This is a genomic window from Streptomyces sp. NPDC090499, from assembly GCF_044769305.1.
GTDB lineage: Bacteria > Actinomycetota > Actinomycetes > Streptomycetales > Streptomycetaceae > Streptomyces.
In genome coordinates this window covers 1016205-1028555 of the sequence record NZ_JBIVXP010000001.1, presented here as the reverse complement: position 1 = coordinate 1028555, position 12351 = coordinate 1016205, and the positions used below count along the sequence as shown (strand labels likewise).

The window sequence follows — 12351 nt, the reverse complement described above, 5'->3', positions numbered from 1 at the left end:
TCGTACTGGACGTGTGGTGGTATGCCCGGCCGCGGTCACGACATGAACTCCGTGCTCGGAACAGCTTGCTTGCAGGGACCTGTCACGATGGTGTTCTCTCCCGGGTGCCCGCACACGGTGTCCCGATCTGACAACTTCGGTGGAACCGAGGCGAGCTTAGGGCAGCGGGGCAAACGGCAACAATGCCGTTCCCCGGCCCTGCCGCCGGCGAATCAAACCGTTACCCGCATGTTCTCCGGATTTCGTGGGCCGGTCGGTGACGCCGTGCTGCCGCGGGCCGTTTCGGTAACCGCTGGGCAAAAAGAAGATCAAGCCGCCTCCGCTTCGCGACTTCTCGGGGCACCGGACTTCTCATGGCGTCGAATGAGTGAACGGCTCTCGGAGGGCGTGTCGGGACACCCGAGTGGGTTTCGCCGCTCAACGCCCGAGTCGTGCGGCGTTGGTTGACGGTACGCGGTATCTCACTACACTCTCCACCGCCCGGGGGCCACGGTCTGCCGCTTCCTTCGCTCGTCGCAGGAGAGCGTCCGTGCGCCCTCCTGCCCGCATCCCAGGAACGAGGAACGTGACCAGACCGGCAGGGGCGCCCGCCTCCGAAGTGTCCGAGCGGCCTGCCGGGGGGGAGTTCACCGGGCTCCGTCACGAGGGCGAGCCCGACTACTCCGCGATTCAGCAGAGCGAGGAGTTCGCCCGGCTGCGCAGACGGCTACGGCTGTTCGTCTTCCCGATGAGTGTGCTCTTCTTCTGCTGGTACATGACGTTCGCTCTGCTTTCGGCATATGCCCACGGGTTCATGAGCCGCAAGGTGACGGGCGAAATCAACATGGGCACCGTTCTCGGCCTGATGCAGTTCGCGTCCACGGTCGCGATCGTCCTGACGTACCGGCGTTTCGCAGGGAAGAAGCTCGATCCGGAAGTGGACAGGATCCAGGAGCTGGCGGGGGGCGACAGGGGATGACACAGCAGATCGCCGCCGGCCCGACCGGCAGCCCCGCGCTCAATCTGGGTGTCTTCCTGGTATTCGTCGCCATCACCCTGTTCATCGTCTACCGGGTCACCAACAGAAACCAGACAGCATCCGACTACTACGCGGCGGGCAGCGCCTTCACCGGTGCGCAGAACGGCATCGCGATGTCCGGGGACTTCCTCTCCGCGGCCTCCTTCCTCGGAATCTCCGGGGCGATCGCCGTCCACGGTTACGACGGATTCCTCTACTCCGTCGGATGGCTCGTCGCCTGGCTGGTCGCCCTGCTGCTCATCGGGGAGAGACTGCGCAACACCGGGCGGTTCACCATGGGCGACGTGATGGCCTTCCGTATGAGGCAGCGCCCGGTGCGGGCCGCGGCGGCCAACGCGACCCTGGTGATCACGTTCTTCTACATGCTCGCCCAGATGGCCGGTGCCGGCGGGCTGGTCGCCCTGCTGCTGGACGTGCACACCAGGGGCGGACAGGCACTCCTGATCAGCGGAGTGGGCGTCGTCATGCTGCTCTACGTGCTGGTGGGCGGGATGAAGGGCACGACCTGGGTGCAGATCATCAAGGCCGGCCTGCTCCTGGTCTGCGTGACCTTCATCAGCGTGTTCATCATCGGGAAGTTCGGATTCAGCTTCTCGGCGCTCCTCGAACAGGCCACGCACAACAGCCCGTTGGGCGAGCGGCTGCTGGAGCCGGGCAGTCTGTACGGCCACAACGCGACGAGCCGGCTCGACTTCGTCTCGCTGGCCCTGGCACTGGTCCTGGGCATCTCCAGCCTGCCGCACGTACTGATGCGCTTCTACACCGTGCCCGACGCCAAGGAGGCGCGCAGGTCGGTGGTGTGGTGCTCCTGGTCGATGTTCACGTTCTACCTGGGCATCCTGGTGGTCGGTTACGGCGCCACCGCACTGGTCGGTACCGACGCGATCGTGCACGCCCCGGGCGGGGAGAACTCCGCGGCGCCCCTGCTCGCCTTCCGGATCGGCGGGGTCGTACTCCTGGGAGTCGTCTCGGCGGTGGCCTTCGCGACGATCCTTGCGGTGGTGGCCGGTCTGACCCTGGCCGCTTCGGCCTCGTTCGCCCACGACGTCTACGCCAACGTGATCCGGCGCGGCAAGGCCGATCCCCGGTCCGAGATCCGGGTCGCCCGCCTGACCGCGGTCGTGGTCGGTCTGCTGGCCATCGTCGGCGGCATCGTGGCCGACGGCCAGAACGTCGCCTTCCTCGTGTCACTGGCCCTGGCGCTCGCCGCGTCCGCCAACCTGCCGACGATGCTCTACACGCTGTACTGGAAGCGCTTCAACACCTCGGGGACGCTGTGGAGCATCTACGGCGGGCTGGTGTCCTGCCTCGTGCTCATCGTTCTCTCGCCGGCGGTCTCCGGTACCCCCACGTCGATCGTCAAGAGCGTCGACTTCCACTGCTTCCCGCTCATGAACCCCGGCGTCGTGTCGATTCCGCTCTCGTTCGTGTGCGGATACCTCGGCACCGTGCTCAGCAGGCGCCCCGCGGACCCGGACAAGCAGGCGGAGATGGAAGTCCGGGCGCTGACCGGAATCGGCGCCCGGCGGTAGCCGATCGCGGCAGGACCTGCAGTGCTGTGCCTGCGGAGGTCCGCCGCGCCGTCCCGGCCCCGCCCGTCCGCGGGCGGGCGGTGATGTCACACCACCTTGCCGGGTGCCCCGGTCCTTCCGCGGTGCCCTCTCCTTCCGTCGTGGCCGTCGTGGCCGTCCCTTCCGTCGAATCCGTCCCGCCCGTGGCGGCCGGGCCTGCCGTTCTTGCCGGGCGGTCCGGAGGGGCCGTGCGGTCCGGGGGCACCGGAGGGGCCGGGCGGTCCGGAGGGGCCGGGGTCGGAGTAGTAGCTCTGGAGGTCGGTGTTCTGCGTCCACATGTCGTCGATCTGCAGCTGGTGGACGACGAGTGCGGCCGACTGCGCGACCAGCGCGGTGCCCAGCGCGGCGCCCAACACCAGGGGGCGCCACGGTCTGCGCAGCATTTCCTTTACGTTTCTCACAATGTCTCTCACGCTGTGTGACGACGAAAGTGCGGATGGCGGGGCGTCGGAGAAGGCGGACCTTCTCGTGGGACATCGGGGGCGGCGTCCGGTGGTGCGGGGCGGTGCCGCGGGCGGGGCCCGGGGGCCCCGCCCTCGACGTTCCCGCAGTGGTTCCGGGAGCTCAACGGGTGCTGGTTCCGGTCGGCCGTGGAGTGGCTACGGCGTTCTGCCCGTCCTTGCCGTCCTTGCCGTCCTTTCCGTCCTTGCCCTGCCTCCCGTCAAGTCCGTTCGAGCCGTCCTGCCCGTCCTGCCCGTCCTTTCCGTCCACCCCGTCCTTGCCGGGCGGGCCGGCGGGGCCGGACGGGCCTTCGGGGCCGGGCGGACCGGATGGACCGACCTCGACCTGGTGTCCTTGCAGGTCCATGTGTTGTGCCCGGAGAGAGTCGATCTCCGAGTCCTGGACGACGAGTGCGGCCGACTGTACGACGAGCGCGGTGATCAACGCCGCGCGGAGAACAAAGGGGCGCTGCGATCGCAGCATTTCGTTTACGCTTCTCACTTTATTCCTCACGCTGTGTGACGGGCGAAAGTGTAGAGGGAGAGGCGCCGAAGAAAGCGGACCTTCGCATGGAGTGTCTTTGCCGGAATTATTCCGGATGTCGGGTTCGTCAAGTGAGCCCCGGACGGGGGCGCGCGGGGGGCCGGGGGGACGGGTGAAGCGGCGGGCGAACGTCAGGGCCGCCTCGGCGACTTGCTGCCGTCCGCTGCCCATCGTGAGGGCGTGGCCCCGGTCCGGGGTCCGGGATCTCGGTGGCGCCGGGGTTGGAAGGCCGCGGACAAGGCTGCGGGCAAGGCTGCGGGCCACGAGGTGGACCTGCTTCGCCGTCCGGCCGGGCGCCGTGAAGTAGCTCCGCGGTGGGCGGCTCGACCGGTGCCGCTTGACAAAGCGGGACGCCGTCCCGGATAGTAATCGGGACAGCGTCCCGTTTTGCTTGGCTGTGACCGGACGCAGAAGGGAACCGCTCGTCATGAGTGCATCCACCGACACGGACACCGGCACCGCCGACACCGGCACCGCCGTCTTCGGGCCGCCCGCTCCCGTCCTCTCGTACAGCCCGGTGACCCTGTCCGTGCCCGGACGCCCCGTGGACCTCCAGGTCCGCGTCTCCGTGCCCGCGACCGGGACCGGCCTGCCCGTCGTCCTGCTCTCCCACGGGCACGGCGGCTCCCACAACCTCTCCTCGCTGAACGGGTACGCGCCCCTCGCCAACCTCTGGGCGGCCGCGGGCTTCGCCGTCGTCCAGCCCACCCACCTCAGCTCGCGGACCCTGGCCCGGCGGCTCGCCGACGCCCCCGGAGCCCCCTTCTTCTGGCGCTCGCGCGCCGAGGACATGAGCCACGTCCTCGACCGGCTCGACGAGATCGAGAAGACCGTGCCGCGGCTCGCCGGGCGCCTCGACCACGACCGGATCGCGGTCGCCGGGCACTCCCTTGGCGGCCACACCGCGAGCCTCCTGCTGGGCGCCCGGACCACCGACCCCGACACCGGGGCGGAAACGGACCTGCGGGACCCCAGGATCAGGGCGGGCGTGCTGCTCGCCGCACCCGGCAGAGGTGGCGACGCCCTCACCGGGTGGATGGCCGAGAAGGTGCCGTTCTTCCACGGCACCGACTTCTCCACGATGACCGCACCCACTCTGGTCGTCGCCGGCGACAAGGACGACTCCGCGCACTTCACCGACATCGGCCCCGGCTGGCACGCCGACCCCTACCACCTCGCCCCCGCCCCCAAGACCCTGTTCACCCTGTTCGGCGCCGAGCACCTGCTCGGCGGCATATCGGGATACGACGCCGACGAAACCACCGACGAGAACCCCGAGCGCGTCGCCGCCCTCGGCCACCTCACCGCGGCCTATCTGCGCACCCAGCTCCAGTCCGCCCCCTACGCCTGGCACAAGGCGTGCGAGGCGCTGACGACCGGAACCGCCCCGGCGGGACGGGTCGAGTGCAAGTAGGCCGCCAGGGTAATGCGAGGCGATTTGTTTGACGAGTTGTCAAATAGCTTTACTGAAAAGGCTATTGGTGATCGTGTCAGGACAACGGAAGAACGTACGCGCCCCATTTCCGCGGTGTAGCTTCTACTCGTCAGTAGAGGTTTGAGCAACGGGGGACGCGTGGTTGCCTCTCCGCATACCGAGAAGTTCGCCGCCCGCCTTCGGATGCTGAAGGACCGCAGCGGCCGGGGATACGACCGCCTCGGCAAGGAGGCGGGCGTCAGCGGTTCCAGTCTGCACCGGTACTGCTCCGGCCTCAGCGTGCCGGTGGACTACCGCGTCGTGCACGCCTTCGCCAAGGTGTGCGGGGCCGACGCGGAAGAACTCCGCGAACTGCACCGGCTGTGGGCGCTGGCGGACACCGACCGGGACGCGCCGGCGTCCGTGGCCGCCGAACCGGAGGACATCACCCCCGCCCCGCCGGAGACCGGGCGGACGCGGCGGTTCAGGGTGCCCGACAAGCTGTCCCCGCGGGTCGCGGTGCTGGCCGCCGCGGTCGTGGTGGTGCTGGTGGCCGGCTTCGTGTGGCTGCCCGGCAGCGCGCCGGAGGGTGCCGCACCGGCGTCCGGCGACAGGGTGCTGGACTCCTCGGCGTGCAGGACCGTGAGCATGGGGCAGCACGACGCCTGCGTGCGCGAGGTGCAGACCCTGCTGGCGCGGGCGAAGGGCAAGCTCGCCGTCGACGGCGACTTCGGACCGGAGACCCTGCGCAGAGTGACCGCGTTCCAGGTGCTGGCGGGGCTGCCGGCCACCAACGTGGTCGACGACGCCACCAAGAAGGCGCTCTACACGCAGCGGGTGAGCATGACGACCTGGCCGCCGGCCAGGGTGGCGAAGCGGATCCGCGAGGTGTTCACGGAGGATCCCGGCACCGCCGTGGCCGTCGCCCGCTGCGCGTCGTTCCTCGACCCGCTGTACGTGCTGCCGAACACCAACGGCAGCCGCAACTGGGGCGTGTTCCAGATCTCCGACGCCCGGTTGCGGGACCTCGACGGCACCCCGCTGCGGGCGTTCGACCCGGACTGGAACATCAGGGCGGCCCACCGGCTGTGGAGCGTCCGGCACGACTTCCACGACTGGCCCTCCTGCGAGGCGGCGCTCAAGAGCACGCCCAGCAGCACGCCCGGCAGCGCACAGAAGAGCACACCGGCGGGCTGAAGCCCGGAGCTCCGGGTACCGAAGCGGCGGTACCCGGAGCTCCGCTCCCCCGGGAGCGGCGTCAGACCGTGCCGTCCTCCCACCACCAGTCACGGCCGAGGTCGGCCCTGCTGTCCACGTGCTGGTGGTCGACGGTGTACGTCTCCAGCCCGGAGAACCCGCAGGTCTCCGCCTTCTGGTAGACGGTCTTGGTGGCCACCCCGGGCACGTCCAGGTCGGCCGCCGTGCCGTACAGGTGCATGCTGTCGCTGGCCCCGCCGATCTCGGCGTTGTGCGCGATACTGCGGAAGCCGGAGTTGACCGTGATCGGCTTGTCGCCCAGCTTCTTGCGCAGCGCCTCCAGCTTGTACATGCAGCGGCGGACGTTCTCCTTCACCTGAGAGGCGCTCAGCTTGCCGCCGTTGAAGGTGCCGTCCGACTGGTTCACGAACTCGCTGAAGTTGAAGTGGAGCGTGGAACCGTCCGACTGCTCCAGGGAGTTGAGCTTCGCCTGGGTGTTGGGGCCGACCTCGGCGTCGACGCCGAGACCGTACGCCGCCTGGAACCGGCGTACGGCGGCGGCCGTACCGGCGCCGAAGTCCCCGTCGATGCTCACCCGGCTGTGGCTTGCGCTGTCCGCCGCCCAGCCCGCGATCCGGATCTGCAGTTCGGTCACGTCGGCGCCGGTGGCGCCCTGGGTCAGGGTGCGCGACCAGGAATAGGCCTGAGCGGTGCCCGAGAACAGCAGCTGGCCGAAGGCTATGCCGGCACCGGCGGCCAGCGTGCCGCGCAGCATGGTGCGGCGGTCCAGGGGACGGGAGGAGGTCATGGTCGTCCTTTCGAGCTTTCGAGCAGGTCAGAGGAGGTCAGTAGGCGATCTGGAACGTGACGTTCTGCGCGTCGATGTCGTAGGCGTGCACGCGCAGGACGAAGTGGGTGCCGTCCTTGACGTCGGTGGCGACGGTTCCCCACTCGGTACCGTGCGTGGTGTACGCGTCACCGTTGTTGCACTTGCTGGTGTGGTCGACGAACACCACGCAAGCGTCCAGGTACACGCCCGGTTCGTCCGTGATGAGCCGCAGGTTGATGTCGTTGCACCGCGAGGACGTGGTGTAGGTGCCGTACTCCTTGGCGGCCGCCTGGTAGTGGTACGTCAGGGTCTTCGCGCCGCCGTAGCAACTGGTGGCTGCGGCCGCGGCGCCGGCGGTGGCCGAGGTCTGTGCTGAGGCGGGCACGGCGCCCACGCCCAGCAGGGCGGCCGCGGTGCACAGGGCCGAGGCGAGCGTTCTGTTGCGGATCATGGTGGTCTCCGTACGGCCGGCGGGGGTCAGAAGGCGATCTGCATGACGGCGTCGTCGCCCTCCAGGGGCACGCCGTTGGGGACGGTGAACTTGGTGCCGTCCAGCACGTCGGTGGCGATGGTCGTCCAGCTGCGGCCGACCTTGGTCCAGTGGTTGCAGGTGCCGGTCTTCGCGAACTTCACGCAGGCGTTCACGTAGTCCGCGGTGCCGCCGGTGACCCGCATGTTGATGTCGTTGCAGCGGCTGGTGGTCCAGTAGGGGCCGAAGTCGACGACGTCCCCGTAGCGCACGGTCACCGCCCCGCCGTAGCAGGTCGTCGCGGCCGCGGCCGCGACGGAGGCGGACGCCGTCGCGGTACTGCTCCGGTTGGCCAGCCGGTCCAGGTCGGCCTGGGTGCCGTTGAACACGTCGGCGGTCGCCGGGGCCTTGATGCCCGGGAACAGCGCGGCGTCGGTGTACTGCCACATCGCCCAGGTCGTCGAGCCGTTCGGCAGCGGCGGCTGGGTGATCGACTGGCGGTAGTCCGCGAGTTGCAGCGGATACCGGGCGAAGGCGGTCGTCGAGCCCAGGCAGTCGTCCAGGAAGGACTTCTGCGTGTAGATGACCGGGGTGCGGCCGAAGGCCGCCTCCACCTTGTCGAGCCAGGCCTTGGCGTCGGCCACCGTGCCGTAGGTGGGACAGCGTCCGGTGCCGTCGTCCATGCGCTCCAGGTCGAACACCGGCGGCAGGTCGCCCGCGCGCTGCCCGGTGTAGCCGGTCGCCCGCACCGCGGCGATGAACCGGTCGGCCTGCGCGCCGCCCGTGTCGGCCGCGGTGCCCGTGTAGAAGTGGTAGGGCGCGACGGCGAGTCCCGCCGCCCTGGCCGCCGGCAGGTCGGTGGCGAGGTACTCGTCGGTGACGTTCAGGCCGCGGGTGGCCTTGATCGTCGCGAACTCGACGCCCGAGGCCCGCACGGCCTTCCAGTCGATCGGCGCGCCGCCCGGGTGCTGGTACTTGGCCGTGTCCAGACCGTCGATCGGGTAGCCGGCCGGGCGCGGTGGCGTGCAGTACGTGTTACGGCCGGACCAGTCGGCCAGTTTCGCCCAGGTGTTGGGGCCCACGACACCGTCGGCGCTGAGGCCCGCGCAGTGCTGGAGCTCGACGACCCGGCCCTCGGTGCCGCCCCCGAAGTCGCCGTCGATCGTCAGCGGCGGGTAGTGGAACGGCTCCATGGCCAGGTTCAGCCGGCACTGCAGCTCCTTGACCTCGACGCCGTTGGCGCCCTGGCGCAGGGTCGGGCGCGTGTCGGTGTGCCCGCACACGGCCGCCTGCGCCGTGGCAGACGTGCCCTGGGTGGTGCAGGTGTGCGGTGCGGCGGCCCAGGCGTTCAGCGCCGCCCAGGTCTGCGGGCCGAGCACGCCGTCCGCGCTCAGCCCGGCACACGCCTGGAACTCCTTGACCCGCGTCTCCGTCGCCGGGCCGAACGAGCCGTCCGCCGCGATCGGCGTGTACCGGCTCGGCTTCGTCGCGAGATCGAGTTCGCACTGCGCCTCGGTCGTCGGGTCCCCCGTCGATCCCTGCCGCAGCGTGGGCTGTTCACTGGTGTGCCCGCAGACCGCGACCGCGGTGGCGGCGGCCGTGGCGGTGGTGGCGGTCGCGGTGGTGGCGGTCGCGGACTGGGCCGCGTGCACCGCCGTCGGTCCGTACAGGGGCAGGACCGCTGCCACGGCGAGGGTCAGACCCCGCAGTAGCGTCCTCCGTCCCATCTGTGTTCCCCCTCTTGTGAGTTGGCCGGGAGGCCCCGGCCCGGTCATGCTGGCAGCGGCGGCCCCGCGGTCCGGATCCCCTCGCCCCGGATCGGGACGCCGGGATGGTCACGCCCCGGTGACCTGCGGGGACGGACGGCCGCTGGGACGGGCGTGGGACGACGGCCGTGACAGCGACCGCGGTCGGCAGGAGTGACCGCCCCGCCGGTCGGGTAGCAACGTCCTGCTTCGCAGCCGCGTGCGGGGACTGGTGTGAAGAGGGGGATCACAGGGTGTCGGACGACGGCCCGCCGGACGGCTGGGAGGCGCACGAGCGACGGCTGTGGGAGGCGTACCGGCGGGGCGAGTGGTGCGAGGACGTGCCGGAGGTGCGGGCCGAGGCCCTGCGGTGGCTGCTCGTCGCCGCGCCGCGCCCCGTCCCCGGGCGGCTGGCCCGGCTCCGGCTGCGCGGCGCCCTGATCACCGGCACCCTGGACCTGGCCGAGGCGGCCGTCCAGGGCGCGATACGCCTCGACTCCTGCGGCTTCGACGAGGTGCCCTGCTTCGACGGCGGGCAGTTCGGTGTCCTCCAGCTGAAGGACTGCGCCTTGCCGGGGCTGAGCGCGGCCGGGGCGCGGGTCGGCCAGGAGTGCGAGTTCGTGGGCTGCACCCTCGACGGCACCCTGAACCTCCGCTCCCTGACCGTCGGCACGCATCTGCTGCTCGACCGCTCGACGGTGCACGCGCCCGACGGCACCGCGGCCGTCGACGCGCAGTCGCTCGCCGTCGAGGAACACCTCTCGGCGACCGGACTGGTGTGCACCGGTCCGGTCCGGCTGATGAGTTCACGGGTGCAGGACACCCTCGGCTTCCGCGGCGCCCGGCTCCAGGGCGAGCGGGCCTGCCTCCAGGCCCCCGAACTGACCGTGGGCGGCGGCCTCTACCTCGACCGGGGATTCTCCAGCGACGGGGGGATCAACCTCTACGGCGCCTCGATCGGCGGTTCGCTGCACCTGGAGGACGCCACCCTGACCGGCCCCGACGCCCAGGGCGGTGACCCCGCCCTGCAGTTGCTCTGCGCCTCGGTCGGCGGCGACATACAGGCCGGCTCCGGGCTCGCGGTGCGCGGCAGCGTCGACATGCGGGACACCGCGGTGCGGGGCAGCGTCGTACTGCGGCGGGCCCGGCTGCACCACCCGGCCGGCACCGCGCTCAGGGCCCACCGGCTGCACGTCGGCGGCGACCTCGACTGCCGGGAGGGCTTCGTCTCGCAGGGCACCGTGGACCTCTGCGACGCCCGGGTCGGCGGCTCGGCCCTCTTCGAGGGCGCCGAGCTGACCGGCCGCGCCGGGGCCGCCGCCCTGCGGGCCAACGGCATAGAGGTGGGCGCGGAGTTCAACTGCTGCGACGGGCTGACCGCGCACGGCCGGATCTCCCTCAGCAGCATCTCCGTACGGGCCAGGCTCTGCTTCGAGAACGCCCTGCTGGACGTACCGGCGGGGGAGCGGGCCCTGATCTGCCGGCGGTCCGCGGCCGCCGAGCTGACGCTGAAGCCACGCGAGGCACCCCGCGGCATCGTCGACCTCAGCCACACCCGGATCGGCGTGCTCCGCGACGACCCGGCCGGCTGGCCCCGCTCGCTGGTCCTGGAGGGCCTCGCCTACGACAGCACCAAGCCGGCGCTGCCCGGGCACCGCCGGCTGACCTGGCTCGACCGCGACCCGGCCGGCTTCGCACCGCAGCCCTACGAGCAACTGGCCGCCAGCTACCGGCGCCACGGCCGGGACGCCGACGCCCGCCTCGTCCTGCTCGCCAGACAGCGCCGCAGGCGGGCCACCCTGGCCTGGCCCGCCCGGATCTGGAGCCTGCTGCAGGACCTCACCGTCGGCTACGGATACCGGCCGCTGCGCGCGGTGCTGCTGCTCGCCGTCTGCTTCACCGCCGGCACCGTGCTGTTCGCGACCTGGCCGCCGCTGCCCTACGGCGACGGCACGCCCCCGGACTTCCAGCCGGCCGTGTACACCCTCGACCTGCTGCTTCCGGTGGTCGACTTCGGGCAGGAGCGGTCGTACAGCTCGCACGGCGCCATGCAGTGGGTGGTGGTCGTCCTGGTCAGCGTGGGCTGGGTGCTCGCGTCCACGGTCGTGGCGGGGGCCAACCGGGTCCTGCGCAGGTCCTGACCCCCGTCGGGGCGGCAGCCCGGCCGACCTCCGGTGAACGCGGTGGGAACTGCGGGGCAACCATGGCCGTCCCTCGCCTGTCTAGCGGATGTGACACAGCATCAGGACCCGCCGTACGGAGGCGGCGGGCCGTCGATCCCGAAGGGGGATCCCATGCGCATCCGCCCGGCCGTCGTCGCCCTGTCCCTGGCCACCGCCCTCTCCGCCCTGACCGCGTCGGTGCTCCCGGCAGCCGCCCGCGCGGCGGACCGGGCCGCGCCCGGTGACACGGTGTTCTCGCACGTCGTCGTCAACGGCGGCAAGGACCTCGCCCTCGGCCTCACCACCAGGAAGACCGTCACCATCACCTGGACGGCGACCGACCCGGACGGCGTCGCCGCCTCCTGGGCCTACCTGTGGCACGGCCCGAACACCGACGACGAGGACGGCATGCTGCCGCAGTATCCGCCGACGGGTACCTGCACGGTGTCGGCCACCGACCCCACCACCGCCGCCTGCAGGGTGAGCATCGCCGTCGACGCCGCGCGGGACCTCGGCCACAACGCTCTCGCCGGTACCTGGAAGGTGCTCGCCGGGGCCCAGGACCGCACCGACGACTGGACGGAGACCGACGCGGCGGGCACGGCCCGGGTCAAGCGGCTGGCCGAGGTGACGGTGAACGCCTCGCCCGAGCCGGTGAAGAAGGGCAGGACCGTCACCGTCACCGGCAGGCTCAGCCGGGCGAACTGGGAGAGCGGCAGCTACACCGGCTACCAGGGGCAGCCCGTCAGGCTGCAGTTCCGCAAGAAGGGCAGCAGCACCTACACCACCCTGAAGACCGTCACCAGCGGCAGCGCCGGAGCGCTGCGGACCACCACCAGGGCCGCAGGGGACGGTTACTTCCGGTTCGTCTTCGCCGGTACCGGCACCACCGGTGCGGCCACGGCGGCCGGCGACTTCGTCGACGTCAGGTGAGAACGGCGGCCGCCCCCGCGCGGGCCGGG

Annotated in this window: 11 protein-coding genes; 6 read left to right on the top strand and 5 right to left on the bottom strand. The window is 71.1% G+C overall.

Annotated features, from left to right (window positions below):
• Positions 1-565: 565 nt before the first annotated feature.
• On the top strand, positions 566-958 hold the full coding sequence (locus tag ACIQVL_RS04755) for a DUF485 domain-containing protein (RefSeq protein WP_403427970.1): 393 nt from the start codon (positions 566-568) through the stop codon (positions 956-958).
• Positions 955-2550 carry a cation acetate symporter gene (locus tag ACIQVL_RS04750; protein ID WP_403427972.1) on the top strand — a complete coding sequence of 532 codons (1596 nt, stop codon included), beginning with the start codon at positions 955-957 and terminating at the stop codon, positions 2548-2550. Before ACIQVL_RS04755 ends, ACIQVL_RS04750 begins: the two co-directional genes overlap by 4 nt.
• An 86-nt stretch (positions 2551-2636) precedes the next feature.
• Here ACIQVL_RS04750 and ACIQVL_RS04745 read toward each other — a convergent pair whose 3' ends face one another.
• Both ACIQVL_RS04745 and ACIQVL_RS04740 read right to left on the bottom strand, forming a co-directional pair.
• Positions 2637-2972 carry a hypothetical protein gene (locus ACIQVL_RS04745; protein WP_403427973.1) on the bottom strand — a complete coding sequence of 112 codons (336 nt, stop codon included), beginning with the start codon at positions 2970-2972 and terminating at the stop codon, positions 2637-2639.
• 181 nt (positions 2973-3153) lie between these two features.
• The gene (locus ACIQVL_RS04740) at positions 3154-3513 is read right to left on the bottom strand and encodes a hypothetical protein (protein WP_403427975.1); all 360 of its coding nucleotides are present in this window, start codon (positions 3511-3513) and stop codon (positions 3154-3156) included.
• A 487-nt stretch (positions 3514-4000) separates the two neighbouring features.
• Here ACIQVL_RS04740 and ACIQVL_RS04735 point away from each other — a divergent pair, with 487 nt between their 5' ends.
• On the top strand, positions 4001-4987 hold the full coding sequence (locus ACIQVL_RS04735) for an alpha/beta hydrolase family protein (protein WP_403474359.1): 987 nt from the start codon (positions 4001-4003) through the stop codon (positions 4985-4987).
• Positions 4988-5146: 159 nt separating this feature from the next.
• A complete protein-coding gene (locus ACIQVL_RS04730) occupies positions 5147-6184 on the top strand; it encodes a helix-turn-helix domain-containing protein (RefSeq protein ID WP_403474358.1) in 1038 nt (345 codons plus the stop codon).
• Between the two features lie 61 nt (positions 6185-6245).
• Here the strand turns inward: ACIQVL_RS04730 and ACIQVL_RS04725 are convergent, their stop codons facing one another.
• The 3 genes from ACIQVL_RS04725 to ACIQVL_RS04715 are packed head-to-tail and all read right to left on the bottom strand — an operon-like array spanning position 6246 to position 9209.
• Positions 6246-6992, bottom strand: a complete 747-nt coding sequence (locus ACIQVL_RS04725) for a D-Ala-D-Ala carboxypeptidase family metallohydrolase (protein ID WP_403474356.1) — start codon at positions 6990-6992, stop codon at positions 6246-6248.
• A 37-nt stretch (positions 6993-7029) separates the two neighbouring features.
• Positions 7030-7464 (bottom strand): hypothetical protein, encoded by a 435-nt coding sequence (locus ACIQVL_RS04720; RefSeq protein ID WP_403427983.1) that lies wholly within the window; start codon positions 7462-7464, stop codon positions 7030-7032.
• Positions 7465-7490: 26 nt separating this feature from the next.
• Entirely contained in the window at positions 7491-9209 is a 1719-nt protein-coding gene (locus ACIQVL_RS04715; protein ID WP_403474355.1) for a GH25 family lysozyme, read from the bottom strand.
• A 272-nt stretch (positions 9210-9481) separates the two neighbouring features.
• Here ACIQVL_RS04715 and ACIQVL_RS04710 point away from each other — a divergent pair, with 272 nt between their 5' ends.
• On the top strand, positions 9482-11368 hold the full coding sequence (locus ACIQVL_RS04710; protein WP_403474354.1) for a hypothetical protein: 1887 nt from the start codon (positions 9482-9484) through the stop codon (positions 11366-11368).
• A gap of 153 nt (positions 11369-11521) precedes the next feature.
• Positions 11522-12322, top strand: coding sequence for a hypothetical protein (locus ACIQVL_RS04705; RefSeq protein ID WP_403474353.1), 801 nt, complete (start codon positions 11522-11524; stop codon positions 12320-12322).
• Positions 12323-12351 lie beyond the last annotated feature (29 nt).